Source organism: Bradyrhizobium hereditatis (assembly GCF_020329435.1).
In the GTDB taxonomy this organism is placed as follows: Bacteria; Pseudomonadota; Alphaproteobacteria; order Rhizobiales; family Xanthobacteraceae; genus Bradyrhizobium; species Bradyrhizobium hereditatis.
Genome location: NZ_JAGKJK010000001.1, coordinates 1016091 through 1034727, shown reverse-complemented (window position 1 = coordinate 1034727; position 18637 = coordinate 1016091). Strand labels below are relative to the sequence as shown.

The following is an 18637-nucleotide window of genomic DNA, read 5'->3' as shown; positions in this document are numbered from 1 at the left end:
GTCTCGTCGCGGGGAATGATCCGCGCGATGCCGCGGCTGGTGACGCGGATGGCCGGAGGGCTAACGGCCGCAGCGGCAAGCGCAGCGATCGCGCCAGTATCGAGAGACCCACACCGTGTGCCAGACCCTGCAGAAAAAAATCCGGCGATCGAGAACACGCCGAGTGCGAAGATGAGCAGGATCAACAGCGGAAGGCGCCCGGCATTGATCCACAGGAACAGGCCGCCGAGACCGCTGTCGGCATCGGTTTCAGCCGCGACGTCCTTGCCGCGGGGACGCCAGCGCTGGTCTCATTTTCGTGATCGTCAGATGCAGTTGCAAATGAGTTGCAATAAGAATGGATATCGGCCATTTTGGTGGAATGGATGCCCGAACGCCCACGGTGGCCCCCGAGATCGCCACGAAGAGCTTACCCATGGCTGATACGACTGCCGCCGGATGGCGTGCGGATGCCGGCGCCGACGCCCAGCCCAGCCTGGCCGAAGTCAATTCGACCATCCGAGTGCCCTTTGGCGGGCATTGGTTGCGCCGGTTGCTGGCCTTTCTCGGCCCGGGCTATCTGGTGTCGGTCGGCTACATGGATCCTGGCAACTGGGCCACCGACCTCGCGGGCGGCTCGAAGTTCGGCTACACGCTGCTCGCGGTCATCCTGCTGTCGAACCTGATGGCGATCCTCTTGCAGGCGCTCGCGGCGCGGCTTGGCATCGTCACCGACCGCGATCTGGCGCAGGCTTGCCGCGCCAGCTTCTCGCGGCCCGTGAACTTCCTGCTCTGGGTGGTCTGCGAAGCGGCAATCATCGCCTGCGATCTTGCCGAGGTGATCGGCACCGCGATCGCGCTCAACCTGCTGTTCGGCATTCCCTTGATCTGGGGCGCGCTGATAACCGCGCTCGATGCCTTCCTGCTGCTCCTTTTGATGAACAAAGGTTTTCGCTTCCTCGAAGCCTTCGTCATTTCGCTGCTGATCGTGATCGCGATCTGCTTTGCGATCCAGATCACGGCCGCCGCGCCGCCGGTCGCCGCTGTCTTGAAGGGGTTTGTGCCGTCGCCCCAGATCGTCACCAATCCGGAGATGCTCTACATCGCGATCGGCATCATCGGCGCGACCGTGATGCCGCATAATCTCTATCTGCACTCCTCGATCGTGCAGACCCGCGCCTATGAGCGCAACGACAAGGGCCGCCGCGAGGCGATCAAATGGGCGACCACGGATTCGACGATCGCGTTGATGCTGGCGCTGTTCATCAACGCCGCGATCCTGATCGTCGCCGCCGCCACCTTCCATGCGACCGGCCGCACCGAGGTCGCCGAGATCGGCCAGGCGTATGAACTGCTGTCGCCGCTGCTCGGGCTCGGCATCGCCTCGACGCTCTTCGCGGTGGCACTGCTCGCCTCCGGCCTCAACTCGACGGTAACAGCTACGCTGGCCGGCCAGATCGTGATGGAAGGCTTCCTGAACCTGCGGCTGCCGAACTGGGCGCGGCGGCTGCTCACCCGCGGCATCGCCATCGTCCCGGTCGTGATCGTCACCGCGCTCTATGGCGAGCGCGGCACCGGCCAGCTCCTGGTGTTCAGCCAGGTCATCCTCTCGATGCAATTGCCGTTCGCGGTCATCCCGCTCGTGCGGTTCGTTTCCGACAAGCGCAAGATGGGCAAATTCGTCATCCCCCGCGGCGTGGCCACCGTGGCGTGGATCGTCGCCGGCGTCATCGTCGCGCTGAACGTGAAGCTGTTGTTCGAGACGTTCTTCGGATAGCGCCCCACACTCAAGCTGTCATCGCCCGGCTTGACCGGGCGACCCAGTACGCCGCGGCCTCTCGTTTCATCACTGCTGTCTCTGCAATACTGGATCACCCGCTTTCGCGGGTGATGACAAGGAGTGTGCGGCTAGGGACTAATCCTGCGGCTCGGCCAGCATCTCGCCTGAGGCATCCACGCGCAGCCAGCCTGATGGCGCCAGCCGCTGCTGCGGCAGGAAGCGGCCCTTGTAGTCCATCTTCTTGGAGCCTTCGATCCAGTAGCCGAGATAGACGTAGGGCAGGCCGAGCCTGCGGGCGCGGGCGATGTGATCGAGGATCATGAAGGTGCCGAGCGAGCGGCTGTGCTGCGACGGCTCGAAGAACGAGTACACCATCGACAGCCCGTCGCTGAGCACATCGGTGAGCGCGACCGCGATCAGCTCCTCGCCGCGCCCGGTGATGCCGGTATCGGGGCCGCGCTTGCGGTATTCGATGATGCGGGTCTCGACATGGCTGTCCTCCACCATCATCGCGTAGTCGAGCACGGTCATATCGGCCATGCCGCCGTGGCGATGCCGCTTGTCGAGATAGGCGCGGAATACCGAATACTGCTCCGAGGTCGGCACCGCGCTGCGCTGCTCTCCGACGATGTCAGAATTGCGCGCCAAAACTTTCTTGAAGTTGCGCGAGGGACGGAATTCGTTGGCGATGACGCGCACGGAAACGCAGGCGCGGCACTGGTCGCAGGCCGGGCGGTAGGCGATCGACTGGCTGCGGCGGAAGCCGCCATGGGTCAAGAGGTCGTTGAGGTCGCCGGCCTTGTCGCCCACCAGATGCGTGAACACCTTCCGCTCGTGCCGGCCCGGCAGATAAGGACAGGGCGATGGCGCCGTCAGATAGAATTGCGGGGTATCACGCGAGTGCTGGGTCACGTCGGGTCGTCACGCCTCCGAAACAATTCAAGCATAGCGCTTTCCAGCGCAGTAGACACCAGTTCCCGTTAAGAAATCGCGTCAAAAAGTAAAACCGCCGGTCCGACCCCGGTTCAATTTCTCCCGGGGCCGACCGGCTCTAGCATTGCGCTCCGAGAGCTGACGGTCAATCGGTTTGCAGCTCGCTCAGTAGCTGCTGCGCGGCGAGGGCGCTACCTCGGTACGGACCGAGCTGTTGATGACCACGGTTCCCAGGATCATGTCGTGCAGCAGCCGGCGGCGGCCATTGAACAGACCGACCAAGAGTACCAGCGGCGTCAGGAACGAGACCGAGATCCAGTACAGCACGGCATGGCAGGCGCCGAGCACGAAATAGCCCGGTGCGCCGTACCAGGTGCGCAGCTCCAGATCCATCGCGCGCATGCCCATGGTGGCCGAATGCGGGCCGCCGATCGAGGCGCCATAGTAGACGATCGCCCACACGATGGTGGCCGGCCACGCCAGCCAGAACAGCATCCAGCCGATCCCGAGCGTGACGATGCCGAACACGAAAATGAAGATGTAACCGAGGATGACGGGGACCGAGAGCACGACCAGATCGATCAGGAACGCGACCGCCCGCCGCGTCAGCACGCCGCGAAACAGTTCCGGCTGCAGATCCGGATCGAACGCATGCGGCGGCACCCCGCCGTCGTTCCGCCAGGCGCCGCTCGCATCTGAAGGGCCGCCAGTGTTGCCAGAGCCGCTATAAGACATGGTTCGTCCTCCGGGTCGAAGTTTCCCGAGGACACATGGGAACCGGCCGCGCGATCGCCAAGGCCCTGCGACCATTAACAGCGTGCATATTGAGCGGTGAACAGCGAACAGTGAGTGGCGAGTAGCGAACAGGAACAGCCACTCGCTATTCGTTACTCGCCCTTTATCAATCGCTCCGCGGCCTTCGGCGCGAAGTACGTCAAAATCCCGTCCGCGCCGGCGCGCTTGAAGCCGAGAAGGCTCTCCATCATCGCGCGGTCGCCGTCGATCCAGCCGTTATTGGCAGCGCCGGCGATCATCGCGTATTCGCCGGACACTTGATACACGAAGGTCGGCATCGAAAACGTGTCCTTCACTCGCCGCACGATGTCGAGATAGGGCATGCCGGGCTTCACCATCACCATGTCGGCTCCTTCCGCGATGTCGAGCTCGACCTCGCGCAAGGCTTCATCGGAATTGGCGCTGTCCATCTGGTAGGTGCGCTTGTCGCCAGTCAGCGTCTTGGCGGAGCCGATGGCGTCGCGGAACGGGCCGTAGAAGGCGGAGGCGTATTTCGCCGCATAGGACATGATCTGCACGTCGACGAAACCATTGTCGTCCAGCGCCTCGCGGATCGCGCCGACGCGGCCGTCCATCATGTCTGATGGCGCGATGACTTCGCAGCCGGCCTCCGCCTGCACCAGCGCCTGCTTCACCAGAACAGCCACCGTCTCGTCGTTGAGAATCTTGCCGTCCGCGATCAGCCCGTCATGGCCGTGGCTGGTAAAGGGATCCAGCGCGACGTCGCAGAGCACGCCGATGTCGGGGAATTCCTTTTTGATCGCGCGCACCGCCTGGCAGACCAGATTGTTCGGATTGAGCGCTTCGGAACCGGTCTCATCGCGCAGCGACGGCTCGGTATAGGGGAACAGCGCGATGCAGGGGATGTTCAGTTTGGCCGCGCGCTCGGCATCACGCACCACCTGATCGACAGTGAGACGGTCGACGCCGGGCATCGAAGCCACCGGCGTGCGCGTATTCTGTCCGCCGACCACGAACAGCGGCCAGATCAAATCGTCTGATGTCAGCACGTTTTCGCGCACCAGCCGCCGCGCCCATTCGGCCTTGCGATTGCGCCGAGGGCGGACCGTCAGGTCAAGCGAGGTGGAGGCGAGGGCGGTGTGCCGCCGCGGCGCGTCGCGCATCTCGATCGGACGCCCGAATTTGATCGCCATGTGATGGGTACTCCTGAAGGCGCGGAAAGGCTTTAATTTGTCCCAATTCTAGCATCTTGCACCCGCCCCGTCACCGCGCCTTGATCAAACTGATCGGCAATTGATTTTGCCGTCCCGGCGGGCCAAGACAATCAGGCCATGACGAGATTCCAGCACCCGTTGCGTCCCGATTCCGACGTCGGCCGCCAAGAGGTCAGCCATGTCTGACATGTCGGCGCGCGATGCTGCGCGGGACAAGGCGAGGGACAGGGACGCCGCGATGTCCATGGCGGGCATGTCGTCGGAGCGGATCGAGTCCGATGAGAATGTATGGACGCGCCGCCTGGTGCTGTTTCTGCGCATCATGGCGGTCCTGTCGATCATGAAGGGCCTGTACCACTGGGCCCAGGTCACCGGCTTCATCGGCGGTGAAGAAGAGGCGTTCGAGAACCAGTCGATGGCCTGGCAGACCGCAACTGTCTATTTCGCGGTCATCGAACTCGTCGCCGCCGTCGGGCTCTGGCTTGCGACGCCCTGGGGCGCGGTGGTGTGGCTCACCACCGTGGTGTCGATGGCGGTGATCGAACTGATGTTTCCGGGGATCTATGGCGGCAGCCTGACCGTGGTCGCGCTGGAGGCTGTGATGCTCGGCGCCTATCTCGCGCTCGCCTGGATGGCCGCCCGCGAGCGCCCGCCGTAGGAGAAGGAAAGGCCAACGCGTCAGTTTTCCGCCATAATCCATCCGCGTGCAGAAATCGCGATGCCGTCCCTTACAATTTTCAAACAATCTTCCAGGTAACGTTTCGCTCACCGTTAAGGCCCGTAAAGGTTCCACCACACCTGTTACGCGAGCGTTGCTATTTCAGACGCACCTGTTTCCGAATGCGACAACCTACGCAGACGAAGCGTGAACATCGCGCTTCCACCGTCAATGAAAGATTGCAAAAAGCCTTGATCCGCCGGGCTTAATCCTCAATTCACTCTGTTAAATTCATGATCTCTTTATTGTCTTATTTAAGCGGATGTTCAATCCGCCCCCTTAAGTTGAACCTATCAGGCGGGACAGAAGTTTCGTCGAAATAAGTCGAAAAACGACGACAGGGGAAGTGTCATGATCAAAGCCGTTGCAACGGCGGTGGAAACCGCTGAGCGCTCTGCCGGCCAAACTTCGGTACAGCCGCTCTATCTGGAAGCGTTGACGCTGGTTGAACGGCTGCATCGCCGTCTGCTCGACGTCATCAAGGACGAATTCGATCGCCGCGGCCGCGCGGACATCAATTCGGTGCAGGCCTTGCTGCTCTATAACATCGGTGACAAGGAGCTGACCGCGGGCGAACTGCGCACGCGCGGTTACTATCTCGGCTCCAACGTCTCCTATAACCTGAAGAAGCTCGTGGAGCTTGGCTTCCTTGATCATCAGCGCTCGCGCGTTGATCGCCGCTCGGTCCGCATCCGCCTGACTGCGCAGGGCCAGGAGATCCGCAAGATCGTCGACGCGCTCTACCAGAAGCACGTCAAGACGGTAGAGCAGGTCGGCGGCATCTCGAACGAGGAATTCGCGACGCTGAACAAGTCGCTGCATCGCCTCGAGCGGTTCTGGACCGACCAGATCCTGTACCGGCTCTGAGAATTTTTCTGATGCGTTTTTGGCGCGTGGGGGCGCGCCATCAAACGCGTCAGGATCAATCTTCAGTCCGCCTGACAGCCAAGCCGGCCGCATCAACAAGACCGGCAGCCACAGCGGACATCTGAACTGGCAAGGCAGTAAGCCCTGCTCAAAGCGCATCGGCGCCGGTCGTCCGGCACCGGTGCGCTTTGTTTTTGAAGGCAAATCCTGCGCAGGTTCGGCAATTGAGGCATTTTCGCACAGAAATTGCGCACTCTCGCGGTGGAACCTTCTTCGCGCCTTACGAATTATCGGCCCGGCCATGAAGGGGTGAGGGCATGCTGGTCGAACGCGGGATCCAGGTCATGAACTTTGAGGTAGTGGGCGATTCCTACAAGATCGCCGCAAACTACCTCCGTAAGACTGGCGCCATTACGGAAACCCTCGTCACCAACGAGCGATTGCTCAGAATCATCATCAGGATGTTTCAGCGCGGCGAACACAACAGGCTCAAGCTCGCCAACAAGGCGATCGCCGAATTCGAAGCGCGCATACCGGCCTGAGCGCCTCATCAGTCCCCCTGCATCAGGAGAAAATCCATGGAAGCCGCGATCGACCGGATCATGCAGACCTATGGCCTGCTGGTGAACTGCAGCGCCGCGGCGAGCGATGAGGCACGCGCCAAGGTGACGGCCTATCTCACCAAGCTGGTCGAGGCCGGCGAGAACGATCCGCACCGGCTCACGGTATGCGGCCTGACATATCTGCGCCAGCTCGACGGCAGCAACGATCCGGTGAAGGCGGGATATACGGGGCTGTAATGGAGGGTGCCTGCGGCAGCGGCTTGACCTTGCTGCATCGCGCCCGCCACCATAGATTTCGTGGATCGCTCGACGGAGGCGCGCCATGACCTCACTCACCCGTCGTTTATTCCTGTCGCTGGCGGCAAGCCTTGTGCCGGCTTCGGCCATCGCCCATCACGGCTGGGGCGGATACGATACGTCGAAGTCGTTCACCGTCACCGGCAAGATACTGAAATCGACCTTCGAGAATCCGCATTGCGAGATCGAGATGGAGGTCGACGGCAAGCGCTGGCACTTCATCCTCGCGCCGCCATCGCGCATGCAGGCGCGTGGCGCGACGGCTGACCTGATCGCGCCCGGCAAGACCTGCACCGTGTTCGGCTATCCGCACACGAGCAAGCCGGACGAGGCGAGGATCGAATATATCGTGCTGGGCGGCAAGCGCATCGAATTGCGGTAGGCGGCGCGTGGAACACGAGCCGGCCGCATCGATCTTCCTGTCCCTGCAGGAAAGCGCGCTGGGACATGCGATGCGCGCTTCGCCCGCGCTCTATCCCGCCGTCGAGATCCTGCACATCTTCGGCTTCGTGATCCTGGTGGGGTCGATCCTGGCGCTCGACTTGAGACTGCTCGGGCTTGGGCGCACGATTGCGATCCAGCCGATGGCGCAATTGCTGCTGCCTCTGGCGCGCTTTGGTTTTGTGCTCGCGATCAGCATGGGATTTTTGCTGTTCAGTGCCGATGCTTCGCATGTGGTAAAAAATCCGGCGTTCCAGGCCAAGTTCGTGCTGATTGCCGCCGCCCTCGTCAACATTGTCATCGCGCATGCGATTCCCTGGCGTGATGCTTCGCGATGGGGTGACAAGGCCTCCAGCGGCGCCAAGGCGACCGCGCTGACATCGATCCTGCTGTGGCTCGGCGTCGTCTGCGCGGGACGCCTGATTGCGTATTTCTAGCGGGGACAGTTGTCATGTACGGCCTGCGTTTCGCTATCGTTGCATTCCTGATCGGCTTCTGCGGCATGGCGAGGATCGCCGTCGCCGACGAGGCGGCGAATGCCTGGAACGCCTTGCGCGCCGGCGGGCATGTGGCGCTGATGCGCCATGCCGATGCGCCTGGAGGCGTCGGCGATCCGCCAGGCTTCCGCGTGGAGGATTGCGCCACTCAGCGCAACCTCAGCCCGAAGGGAAGGGCGGATGCGGAGAAAATCGGAACGCGGCTCAAGCAGGAAGGGATTTCGTTCGAAAAGATTGTGAGTTCGCCGTGGTGCAGATGCGTTGATACCGCGAAGTTGCTGAACCTCGGGACCGTCGAGACCGAGGCAACATTCGGCAATGTCGTAGTCCTGCGCGACCAGCGAGAGACACTCATTGCGGGCGGCCGCGCGCTCATTGCCAAATGGACAGCACGCGGAAACCTCCTCGTCGTAACGCACGGCGCGAACATATCGGCGCTATCAGGTATTTCGCCGGCCAGCGGCGAGATCGTTGTCGTCAAAGGCGGCAGCGATCGCGCCGCGCCCGTCGGCCGCCTGCTGCTCGATTGAAGCAGCAGTTGACGCACATCCCGGTCGCGCGTCTGCGAGGTGAGTTGCTCTCTCGCGCAAGTACAATTTCGTGCGGAAGCTGCGGCAAACTGGCACGACGGGCAAATCAATTCTGATTTTCAGAAATCGTGTCAAGTCCCGGAAGCAAAAATATTCCGCTTAACTTCTCACCCAAATCAGCCGCATAACTCCGCTTGTCTCACCGCAAGATGAGGGGCGTCGGCCATCGTCACCAGCGTGCAGTGAGATGCGATGGACGCAGATGGCGTGCTAGACGTACGCGCCGGATGCGTACGGCGAAGGCGTGTGGTTCTGATGTCGCGGTGCTGACATTAAGTCCCAAGAGAAGCGAAGCTTCTCCGGGGCGACGGTGGCAAAAAAGCCGTTCGCCGGGAAGAGCACGTTATAAGCCGTAAAGCCATTGCGCAGGGAAGGCCGGAGTGTTTCCGCTGTACCTGTATGCTCGTGTGCGTTTTCTTATGCGCAAGCGGCACACGAGACCGCGGGTGCAGCCAGCACCCGGTCTTCCCTGCGCCCTCTGAGTGAGAGGGCGGGAAGTTTTTTAGCAAACCTCGGGCAGTTCATGTCGCGAGATCGTCGCTTCATGTTCAGTTGTCATCGTCCGCGAAGGCGGACGATCCAGTATCCCGGAGATGTCAATGATTGAACCGAGAAGCCGCAGCGTACTGGATCCCCGCCTACGCGGGGATGAGGGTGGTGTGTGCGGCGCTATCTCCGCGTCATTGCGAGCGCAGCGAAGCAATCCATTGCCACCCCATGCGCGGAAGGATGGATTGCTTCGCTGCGCTCGCAATGACGGGGAAAGAGCGGTGAGCGAAGCGAAACCCATCATGGCGTGCACCGCGTGGTGGGGCATTGATGGGTATCGCTTTCGCTCCACCCATCCTGCAGGGACGGATTGCTTCACCTCGCCCCCAATGACACTCTCAGGCCAATAGCGCCCATCAATAGCAAGCGGAGAAAAACCCCATGCTCACGCTTCATCACCTCAACGACTCCCGATCACAGCGAATTCTGTGGCTGCTGGAGGAACTTGGGCTTCCCTATGAGATGAAGCGCTACCAGCGCAACGCCGAGACGCGGCTGGCGCCGCCGGAGTTGAAGGCGGTGCATCCGCTCGGCAAGTCACCAGTCATCACTGACGGTAACCGGACGATCGCGGAGTCCGGCGCTATCATCGATTACATCATCCGCCGTTACGGCAAGGGTGCGATGATGCCTGCCCTCGGCAGCGACGATTACGAGGCCTATAACGAGTGGCTGCACTACGCTGAGGGCTCGGCAATGCTGCCGCTGATGTTGAACCTCTATGTCGGGCGGCTGAAAGAGGCGGGCGCACCGCTGCATCCGCGCATCGACAGCGAACTTGCCAACCATCTTGGCTATGTCGACCACGCGCTTGAGGGCCGCGACTTCTTCGTCGGCCCGTCGCTGAGTGGCGCCGACATCCAGATGAGTTTTGTCGGGGAGATGGCCAAGGTGTTCGGGAAACTGGAGCCGTATCGGAACCTCGCCGCCTGGCTGGAACGCATGCACGCCCGGCCGGCGTTCCAGCGCTCGATCGCCAAGGGCGGGCCATATCGGTTTGCGTGACGGGAGCGTTCGTGTCCCGGGCGCCGCGCAGCCTGAGCGGAGCGAATGGTGCGCCGCAGACCCGGGACCCACGCTCACGGTGTCGCTGGCAGGTATTTGGGTCCCGGCTCTGCGGCGCATCGCCCGAGGGCGCTGCACCGCGTCCGGGACACGGAGCGCCTCGGCTACCCCTTCGCGCCCACCATATCTTGCATAAATATCAGCCGGATACCGCAAATGCTTGGCCATTCCGGCCCGGATGTGGTATCTCGCAGGCTTCTTTCGACCGCCACACCAGACCCGCCCGCTTCGCCCCTAAGGGCCTGCGGCGGTGGAGATATTTCGCCCAATGACCTCTAGCGCCAAGACCGCCTCCGCGCCCGACTCGTTCTTCACGGCCACGCTTGCCGAGGCCGACCCGGAAATCGCCGCTGCGATCAAGGGCGAACTCGGTCGCCAGCGGCATGAGATCGAGCTGATCGCCTCGGAAAACATCGTGAGCCGGGCCGTGCTGGAAGCGCAGGGTTCGGTCATGACGAACAAGTATGCGGAGGGCTATCCGGGCGCCCGCTACTATGGTGGTTGCGAATGGGTCGACGTCGCCGAGACGCTGGCGATCGAGCGCGCCAAAAAGCTGTTCGGCGCTGGGTTCGCCAACGTGCAGCCGAACTCCGGCAGCCAGATGAACCAGGCGGCGTTTCTGGCGTTGCTGCAACCCGGCGACACCTTCATGGGCCTCGATCTCGCCGCTGGCGGCCATCTTACGCACGGTTCGCCGGTCAACATGTCCGGCAAATGGTTCAAGGCCTCGCATTACACAGTGCGGCGCGAGGACCAGATCATCGACATGGACGAAGTGGCCAAGCAGGCCGAGCAGGTCCGCCCGAAGCTGATCATCGCCGGCGGATCGGCCTATTCGCGCGCGTGGGACTTCAAGCGCTTCCGCGAAATCGCCGACAGTGTCGGAGCCTATCTCCTGGTCGACATGGCGCACTTCGCCGGCCTCGTTGCGGGCGGCGTCCATGCCTCGCCGGTGCCGTATGCGCACGTCACCACGACGACGACGCATAAATCGCTGCGCGGCCCGCGCGGCGGCCTGATCCTCTCCAACGACGAAGCGATCGCCAAGAAGCTGAATGCGGCGATCTTCCCGGGCCTGCAGGGCGGTCCGCTGATGCATGTCATCGCCGCCAAGGCGGTGGCGTTCGGCGAGGCGCTGCGTCCGGACTTCAAGGTCTACGCCAAGAATGTCGTCGAAAACGCCAAGGCGCTGGCGGAAACGCTGCGCGGCCACGGCCTCGACATCGTCTCCGGCGGCACCGACAACCATCTGATGCTGGTCGACCTCAGGCCGAAGGGGCTGAAGGGCAACGTCTCGGAGAAAGCGCTGGTGCGCGCCGCCATCACCTGCAACAAGAACGGCATTCCATTCGATCCCGAAAAGCCGTTCGTCACCTCCGGCCTGCGTCTCGGCACGCCGGCGGCGACAACGCGCGGCTTCGGCGTTGCCGAGTTCAAGCAGGTCGGCGGCATGATCGCCGAGGTGCTCAACGCGCTGGCGCAATCGCCGGACGGCAAGGCGCCGCTGGTGGAAGCTGCGATCAAGGAACGCGTGAAGGCGCTGACCGACCGCTTCCCGATCTATCATTAAAGGACGCGAGTGGATGCGCTGTCCGAGCTGCAACAGTCTCGATACGCAGGTGAAGGATTCGCGGCCGACCGAGGATTCGGCCGTGATCCGGCGGCGGCGGGTGTGCATCGCCTGCAACTTCCGCTTCACCACCTTCGAGCGGGTGCAGCTGCGCGAACTGACCGTGATCAAGCGCAACGGCCGCCGCGTGCCGTTCGACCGCGACAAGCTGATGCGCTCGGTGCAGATCAGCCTGCGCAAGCGGCCGGTGGATCCTGAGCGGGTCGAGAAAATGGTCTCGGCGATCGTGCGCGAGCTCGAAAGCGGCGGCGAGGCGGAAGTCTCCTCGGAGGCGATCGGGGAGATCGTAATGGAGCATCTGCGTCAGCTCGATGATGTCGCCTATGTGCGCTTCGCCTCGGTCTATCGCAATTTCCGCGAGGCCAAGGATTTCGAGGCCGTGCTCGGCGAGCTCTCGGGCGAGGACGAAGCGCGGATCGCCACGTTGCGCAAATGATCTTCCGCATTCTGGAAGACCAGTACGGGCAGAAGCTCAAGGAAGCCAAGGAACAGGCTCGGGCGGCGGACCAGCGCTTCATGCAGCTGGCGCTGACGCTTGGCCGGCGCGGGCTCGGCCGCACTTGGCCGAACCCGGCTGTCGGCGCGGTCGTGGTCAAGGACGGCGTCATTGTTGGCCGCGGCTGGACGCAACCGGGCGGCCGTCCGCATGCCGAGCCCGAGGCGCTGAAGCGGGCCGGCGAGGCCGCGCGCGGCGCCACGCTCTATGTGACGCTCGAACCCTGTTCGCATTTCGGCAAGTCGCCGCCCTGCGTTGACGCCGTGATCGCCTCCGGCATCGCGCGCGTGGTGTCGGCGATCGAGGACCCCAATCCGGAAGTGGCCGGGCAGGGACATGCGAAACTCCGCGCCGCGGGGATCATAGTCGATGTCGGGGTTGGCGCTTCCGAAGCCGCGCGCGATCACGCCGGGCATTTCCGGCGTGTCCGCGATAAGCGCCCGCATGTGATCCTGAAACTCGCCGTCTCCGCCGACGACAAGATCGCTGCCGCCGGCCACAAGCCGGTCGCGATCACAGGCGAAGTGGCGAAGACGCGCGTGCATCTGTTGCGCGCGCAATGCGACGCCATACTGGTCGGCATCGGCACCGTGCGTGCGGACGATCCGCTGCTGACTTGCCGCCTGCCTGGGATGGAAGCGCGCTCGCCGGTGCGGGTGGTTCTGGATCGCAGCTTACGAATTCCCGGCGATAGCCGGCTCGTGCATTCAGCGCGCGGCACGCCGCTCTGGGTGATGACATCGGAGATGGCGGAGGCCGCTGCGGCCGCGAAACTCGGCGCAGCCGGCGCGCAGGTGATGCGCGTGGCGACCGATCCGGGAATGCCGGGGCTCGATTTGCGGGCGGCGCTGCACGCGCTGTCCGAGAAAGGCATCACGCGGCTGATGGTCGAGGGAGGTAGCCGGGTCGCATCGCGTCTTGTTGCGGACGACCTTGCCGATGAAGTCTGGCTGCTGCGCGGTCCGAACATGGTTGGTGCCGATGGCGTCGCCGCTTTGCACGGGCTGCCGCTCACCTCAGTTACACAGTCGAACTATTACGGCGTTCGTGCTAGCGAGACGCTGGATAAGGACACCCTTACGATTTACGAGCGCGCGTAATGTTTACCGGAATAGTCACCGATATCGGCGAGATCGTTGCCCTGACGCCAACCGCGCAGGGGCAGCTGCATCGCATGCGGATCGCCTGCAGCTACGATCAGACGACGATCGCCGACGGCGCCTCGATTGCCTGCAACGGCGTCTGCCTCACGGTGGTGGCTTCGGGCGTCGAGGGCGGCAAGACTTGGTTCGATGTCGACGCCGCCGCCGAAACGCTCGGCATGACCACGGCGAAGCACTGGATCAAGGGCACCAGGCTTAATCTCGAGCGCGCGCTGAAGATCGGCGACGAGCTCGGCGGCCACATTGTAGCGGGCCATGCCGATGGTATTGCGACCATACTCAAGCGTGACGATCTGCCTGACATGGCGCGGTTCGAACTGCGCACCACGCGCGAGCTCGCCCGCTTCATCGCCGCCAAGGGGTCTGTGACGTTGGATGGCGTGTCATTGACCGTGAATACGGTCGAGGATGTGACATTTTCGGTGCTGATCATCCCGCATACCCTGACTGTTACGACGCTGAGTGGCTGGCGCGCGGGCAGCGAGGTCAACATTGAGGTCGATTTGATGGCCCGGTATGCGGCGCGGCTATCGGAAATGAAGTGACGGCGCTTGGCTTGGCCACCCGCGGCGACTACATAACGTCGCCGGTAGAAGAGTGAACGGATTGAACGATGGCAGACGCACGGCGCGCACCGCTGAAGGACCAGACCGACATCTCAGGCGCGCGCGCGCTGATCGTCGAGGCGCGATTTTATGACGATATCCAGGATGCGCTGCTGGAAGGCGCGGTCGCCGAGCTGAAAGCCGCCGGCGTGACGCACGATGTCATCACAGTACCCGGCGCATTGGAAATTCCGGCGGCGATCGCGATTGCGCTTGATGCTGCCGAAAAGAACGGCAAGCCCTATGATGCGGCAATTGCGCTCGGCTGCGTGGTGCGCGGTGATACCATCCATTTCGAGATCGTCTCGATGGAATCCTCGCGCGCGCTGATGGATCTTTCGGTCGCGCGAAAAGTTCCGCTTGGCAACGGCATCCTGACCGTGAATACCGACGCGCAGGCCTGGGCGAGGGCGCGCGCCAGCGAGTTGAACAAGGGCGGCGACGCCGCGCGGGCTGCGCTGGCGATGCTGCGGATCAAGCGGCGGCTGACAAAGGCTTAAGAGGATGGCGGATCAGAAAAAGCCGGCCAAAGGTCCCGAAAGGAAAGCCAACCGGCGCGGCGCGGCGCGGCTTGCCGCCGTGCAGGCGCTGTACCAGATGGACATCGCCGGTGCGGGCATCAACGACATCTTCGCTGAGTTCGAAAGCCACTGGCTCGGCAACGAGGTCGAGGGCGACAAATATCTGCCGGCGGAAGCTGCGTTTTTCCGCGACGTAGTGTCGGGCGTGGTCCGCGACCAGGCGAGGCTCGATCCCCTGATCGATGATGCGCTGTCGAAGGGCTGGCCCTTGAAGCGGATCGATGCGATTCTGCGCGCAGTGCTGCGGGCCGGCTCCTACGAACTGGAGCACCGCAAGGACGTTCCTGGCCGCGTGGTCGTGTCCGAATATGTCGACGTCGCGCACGCCTTCGTTGAAAAGGACGAGACCGGGATGGTGAATGCGGTGCTCGACCAGATCGCGCGCCAGTTCCGCGCCGACGAGTTTGCGCGTGGCTAGCGACAAGCCCGCGTCCGGCGAGGAGGCGCTAATCGCGCGCTATTTCCGGCCGCTTGCGACCGACCCCGGCGCATTCCGCCTCGACGACGACGCCGCTGCGTTGAAGCCCGATGGCGCTGATGTCGTGGTGACGACGGACGCCATCATCGAAGGCGTGCATTTTCTGTCCGACGATCCCCCCGATACCGTCGCGCGCAAGGCGCTGCGGGTGAATCTCAGCGATCTCGCCGCCAAGGGGGCCACGCCGGCTGGCTTCGTGCTGGCGCTGGCCTTGCGCAGCTCGGATGAGGCTTGGCTAAAACCGTTCGCGGCGGCGCTCGGGGAGGACGCCGTGCAGTTCGCCTGTCCGCTATTGGGAGGCGACACCGTATCGACGCCGGGCCCGCTGATGGTCTCGGTCACCGCGTTCGGCCGGGTACCGCCGGGCAAGATGGTTCATCGCAGCGGCGCCAGCCCCGGCGAGCGCGTGATGGTGACGGGCACGATCGGCGACGCCGCGCTGGGACTTGCCATTCTGCGCGGCGGTAAGGTGCATGCCGCCGCATCCGACAAGGCCGCGCGCGAGGCGCTGGTCGGACGCTATCGTGTGCCGCAGCCGCATGTGGCGATGGCCGGGATCATCAGCGACCATGCCAGCGCGTCAATGGATGTGTCCGATGGACTCGCCGGCGATCTGGCCAAACTCTGCGGCGTTTCCGGCGTCTCGGCCGTGATCGATGTGGGGCAGGTCCCGCTGTCGGGTGCAGCACGGGATCTGGTGTCGCGCGGGGTTGTCGGACTGGAGACGCTGATCACCGGCGGCGACGATTATGAGATACTGTGCACGGTGGCGGAGGACCGCATCGAGGCGTTTGCGGAGGCTGCGCAACGTGTGGGCATCCCGGTCAGTTCCATCGGAACGGTAGTCGCGGGAAGCACCGCCCCGAAGTTCGTCGACAGAGAGGGCAGAGAGATCGCGCTGGAGCGGCTGTCCTACAGCCACTTCTGACGGAGAGGTCGGATGCGCCGTCCGCCACTGTCCCGCCGAGCGGCAAATTATTTAGATCGATACCGGTGATTCCTTTCAAAAACGGACCGTTTTTGCCCTTGGCAGCGTTGCGCCGCGGTGGCGATTTTGGCAAGGTCCCCGCCGATTTGAGGCCGCCCTTTTGGGGAGGGCAGGCCTCCTTCAATAATGCGCCGGCCGCGCTCGCGGGATGGCGTGGGGCGGAAAACGAGCATCTGAGGCAACTTCTATGACAGCATTATGGGTGATTGTGCTCTGCGGAGCACTTTCGGTTCTTTACGCCATTTGGGCGACGTCGTCCGTCCTGAAGTCGGACGCCGGCAACCCGCGCATGCAGGAGATCGCGGCGGCCGTTGCGGAAGGCGCGCAGGCCTATCTGCGCCGCCAGTACATGACGATCGGCATGGTCGGCGTGGTGATCTTCGCGCTGCTGGCATACTTCCTCGGCATGCTCGTTGCGATCGGCTTCCTGGTCGGCGCGGTGCTATCGGGCGCCGCCGGCTTCATCGGCATGAACGTCTCGGTTCGCGCCAACGTGCGCACCGCGCAGGCGGCGACCACCTCGCTGGCCGGCGGTCTCGAACTCGCGTTCAAGGCGGGTGCGATCACCGGCCTTCTGGTCGCCGGCCTCGCGCTGCTCGGCGTCACCATCTACTTCATCTATCTCACGCAGATCATGGGGCTGAAGGCCAACGACCGCGTCGTCGTCGACGCGCTGGTGGCGCTCGGCTTCGGCGCGTCGCTGATCTCGATCTTCGCCCGTCTCGGCGGCGGCATCTTCACCAAGGGGGCCGACGTCGGCGGCGACCTCGTCGGCAAGGTCGAAGCCGGCATTCCCGAGGATGATCCGCGCAACCCGGCAACCATCGCCGACAACGTCGGCGACAACGTCGGTGACTGCGCCGGCATGGCGGCCGACCTGTTCGAGACCTATGCGGTGACCGCGGTTGCCACCATGGTGCTTGCCGCGATCTTCTTCGCAAACTCGCCGCTGCTGTTGAACATGATGACCCTGCCGCTCGCCATCGGCGGCGTCTGCATCATCACCTCGATCATCGGTACCTTTTTCGTCAAGCTCGGCGCCAGCCAGTCCATTATGGGCGCGCTGTACAAGGGTCTGATCGCGACCGGTGTCCTGTCGCTGCTCGGCGTTGCCGCTGCGATCCACTGGCTGATCGGTTTTGGCGAGCTGGCCGGCGTGAAGTACACCGGCATGGCGCTGTTCCAGTGCGGCATCGTCGGCCTCGCCGTCACCGGCCTGATCATCTGGATCACCGAATACTATACAGGCACCGACTACCGTCCGGTGAAGTCGATCGCATCGTCTTCGGTCACCGGTCACGGCACCAACGTGATCCAGGGCCTCGCGATCTCGATGGAAGCAACCGCGCTGCCCGCGATCGTCATCATCGCCGGCATCCTCATCACCTACAGCCTTGCCGGTCTGTTCGGCATCGCGATTGCGACCACGACGATGCTGGCGCTGGCCGGCATGATCGTCGCCCTCGACGCCTTCGGTCCGGTCACGGACAACGCCGGCGGCATCGCCGAAATGGCCGGCCTGCCGAAGGAAGTGCGCAAGTCGACGGACGCACTCGACGCGGTCGGCAACACCACCAAGGCGGTCACCAAGGGTTACGCGATCGGCTCCGCCGGTCTCGGCGCGCTGGTGCTGTTCGCAGCCTACAATGAAGATCTGAAGTTCTTCATCGCGTCCAAGAACGTCTACTTCCAGGGCGTCGCTCCGGACTTCTCGCTCAACAACCCTTACGTCGTGGTCGGCCTGCTGTTCGGCGGCCTGCTGCCGTATCTGTTCGGTGCGCTCGGCATGACGGCGGTCGGTCGCGCAGCAGGCGCGATCGTCGAGGAAGTGCGACGCCAGTTCCGCGAGAAGCCCGGCATCATGCAGGGCACCGACAAGCCGGACTACGGCAAGGCCGTCGACCTGCTGACCAAGGCTGCGATCAAGGAGATGATCATTCCGTCGCTGCTGCCGGTGCTGTCGCCGATCGTCGTCTACTTCGCGATCTACGCCATCGCGGGCGGCGGCGCGGCCGGCAAGTCGGCGGCATTCTCAGCCGTCGGCGCGATGCTGCTCGGCGTGATCGTGACTGGCCTGTTCGTCGCGATCTCGATGACCTCGGGCGGCGGCGCATGGGACAACGCCAAGAAGTACATCGAGGACGGCCACTTCGGCGGCAAAGGCTCCGACGCCCACAAGGCCGCGGTGACCGGCGACACCGTCGGCGATCCCTACAAGGATACGGCGGGTCCGGCGGTCAACCCGATGATCAAGATCACCAACATCGTCGCGCTCTTGCTGCTGGCGATCCTGGCGCACTGAGCGGCGAAGTAGCTGATCGAAAAAAACCCCGCGGGCGAGCCGCGGGGTTTTGTTTTGGGCTTCGTAGGGTGGGTTAGCGCAGCGTAACCCACCGAAATCTTCGTGAGCGGCGAGACCGCAGGTGGGTTACGGCTTCACCTAACCC

The 18637-nt window shown here is 63.4% G+C and carries 20 protein-coding genes and 1 pseudogene; 17 read left to right on the top strand and 4 right to left on the bottom strand.

Annotation, left to right across the window (positions count from 1 at the left end; all coding sequences use genetic code 11):
* Positions 1-104: 104 nt before the first annotated feature.
* Positions 105-209 (bottom strand): annotated as a pseudogene (locus J6524_RS37835) (OB-fold-containig protein); the annotation flags it as partial.
* A 152-nt stretch (positions 210-361) separates the two neighbouring features.
* On the opposite strand from J6524_RS37835, the gene J6524_RS05200 reads away from it, so the two are divergent.
* Positions 362-1756 (top strand): Nramp family divalent metal transporter, encoded by a 1395-nt coding sequence (locus tag J6524_RS05200; protein ID WP_376711981.1) that lies wholly within the window; start codon positions 362-364, stop codon positions 1754-1756.
* 138 nt (positions 1757-1894) lie between these two features.
* Here J6524_RS05200 and J6524_RS05195 read toward each other — a convergent pair whose 3' ends face one another.
* The 3 genes from J6524_RS05195 to hemB all read right to left on the bottom strand — a co-directional run bounded on the left by J6524_RS05195 (position 1895) and on the right by hemB (position 4641).
* The gene (locus tag J6524_RS05195; RefSeq protein ID WP_225669265.1) at positions 1895-2671 is read right to left on the bottom strand and encodes an arginyltransferase; all 777 of its coding nucleotides are present in this window, start codon (positions 2669-2671) and stop codon (positions 1895-1897) included.
* 186 nt (positions 2672-2857) lie between these two features.
* Positions 2858-3427 carry an RDD family protein gene (locus tag J6524_RS05190; RefSeq protein ID WP_225669264.1) on the bottom strand — a complete coding sequence of 190 codons (570 nt, stop codon included), beginning with the start codon at positions 3425-3427 and terminating at the stop codon, positions 2858-2860.
* A 152-nt stretch (positions 3428-3579) separates the two neighbouring features.
* On the bottom strand, positions 3580-4641 hold the full coding sequence (gene hemB, locus J6524_RS05185; protein WP_225669263.1) for a porphobilinogen synthase: 1062 nt from the start codon (positions 4639-4641) through the stop codon (positions 3580-3582).
* Positions 4642-4840: 199 nt separating this feature from the next.
* Between hemB and J6524_RS05180 the strand changes: the two genes are divergently transcribed.
* The 16 genes from J6524_RS05180 to J6524_RS05105 all read left to right on the top strand — a co-directional run bounded on the left by J6524_RS05180 (position 4841) and on the right by J6524_RS05105 (position 18492).
* Positions 4841-5320, top strand: a complete 480-nt coding sequence (locus tag J6524_RS05180) for a DUF6163 family protein (protein WP_225669262.1) — start codon at positions 4841-4843, stop codon at positions 5318-5320.
* 411 nt (positions 5321-5731) lie between these two features.
* Positions 5732-6247, top strand: coding sequence for a transcriptional regulator LdtR (gene ldtR, locus J6524_RS05175; protein WP_225669261.1), 516 nt, complete (start codon positions 5732-5734; stop codon positions 6245-6247).
* A gap of 317 nt (positions 6248-6564) precedes the next feature.
* Positions 6565-6789, top strand: coding sequence for a hypothetical protein (locus J6524_RS05170; RefSeq protein ID WP_225669260.1), 225 nt, complete (start codon positions 6565-6567; stop codon positions 6787-6789).
* A 36-nt stretch (positions 6790-6825) separates the two neighbouring features.
* Positions 6826-7047, top strand: coding sequence for a hypothetical protein (locus J6524_RS05165; RefSeq protein WP_225669259.1), 222 nt, complete (start codon positions 6826-6828; stop codon positions 7045-7047).
* Positions 7048-7132: 85 nt separating this feature from the next.
* Positions 7133-7489 (top strand): DUF6152 family protein, encoded by a 357-nt coding sequence (locus J6524_RS05160; protein WP_225669258.1) that lies wholly within the window; start codon positions 7133-7135, stop codon positions 7487-7489.
* A gap of 7 nt (positions 7490-7496) precedes the next feature.
* Positions 7497-7985: a DUF6644 family protein gene (locus J6524_RS05155; protein ID WP_225669257.1), complete on the top strand. Its 489-nt coding sequence runs from the start codon at positions 7497-7499 to the stop codon at positions 7983-7985.
* A 14-nt stretch (positions 7986-7999) separates the two neighbouring features.
* Positions 8000-8575, top strand: coding sequence for a histidine phosphatase family protein (locus J6524_RS05150; protein ID WP_225669256.1), 576 nt, complete (start codon positions 8000-8002; stop codon positions 8573-8575).
* Positions 8576-9565: 990 nt separating this feature from the next.
* The gene (locus tag J6524_RS05145) at positions 9566-10189 is read left to right on the top strand and encodes a glutathione S-transferase family protein (protein ID WP_225669255.1); all 624 of its coding nucleotides are present in this window, start codon (positions 9566-9568) and stop codon (positions 10187-10189) included.
* 328 nt (positions 10190-10517) lie between these two features.
* Positions 10518-11819, top strand: a complete 1302-nt coding sequence (glyA, locus tag J6524_RS05140) for a serine hydroxymethyltransferase (RefSeq protein WP_225669254.1) — start codon at positions 10518-10520, stop codon at positions 11817-11819.
* 13 nt (positions 11820-11832) lie between these two features.
* On the top strand, positions 11833-12315 hold the full coding sequence (gene nrdR / locus J6524_RS05135) for a transcriptional regulator NrdR (protein WP_225669253.1): 483 nt from the start codon (positions 11833-11835) through the stop codon (positions 12313-12315).
* The gene (gene ribD, locus J6524_RS05130) at positions 12312-13475 is read left to right on the top strand and encodes a bifunctional diaminohydroxyphosphoribosylaminopyrimidine deaminase/5-amino-6-(5-phosphoribosylamino)uracil reductase RibD (protein ID WP_225669252.1); all 1164 of its coding nucleotides are present in this window, start codon (positions 12312-12314) and stop codon (positions 13473-13475) included. The genes nrdR and ribD overlap by 4 nt, the downstream gene beginning before the upstream one ends.
* Positions 13475-14083 (top strand): riboflavin synthase, encoded by a 609-nt coding sequence (locus J6524_RS05125; protein WP_225669251.1) that lies wholly within the window; start codon positions 13475-13477, stop codon positions 14081-14083. The genes ribD and J6524_RS05125 overlap by 1 nt, the downstream gene beginning before the upstream one ends.
* A gap of 68 nt (positions 14084-14151) precedes the next feature.
* Positions 14152-14643 (top strand): 6,7-dimethyl-8-ribityllumazine synthase, encoded by a 492-nt coding sequence (gene ribH, locus J6524_RS05120; protein WP_225669250.1) that lies wholly within the window; start codon positions 14152-14154, stop codon positions 14641-14643.
* Positions 14644-14647: 4 nt separating this feature from the next.
* Positions 14648-15142: a transcription antitermination factor NusB gene (gene nusB / locus J6524_RS05115; protein WP_225669249.1), complete on the top strand. Its 495-nt coding sequence runs from the start codon at positions 14648-14650 to the stop codon at positions 15140-15142.
* A complete protein-coding gene (thiL, locus tag J6524_RS05110) occupies positions 15135-16130 on the top strand; it encodes a thiamine-phosphate kinase (protein WP_225669248.1) in 996 nt (331 codons plus the stop codon). Before nusB ends, thiL begins: the two co-directional genes overlap by 8 nt.
* Positions 16131-16377: 247 nt before the next feature.
* Complete coding sequence (locus tag J6524_RS05105; RefSeq protein WP_225669247.1) at positions 16378-18492, top strand: sodium-translocating pyrophosphatase; 2115 nt, start codon at positions 16378-16380, stop codon at positions 18490-18492.
* Positions 18493-18637: the final 145 nt, after the last annotated feature.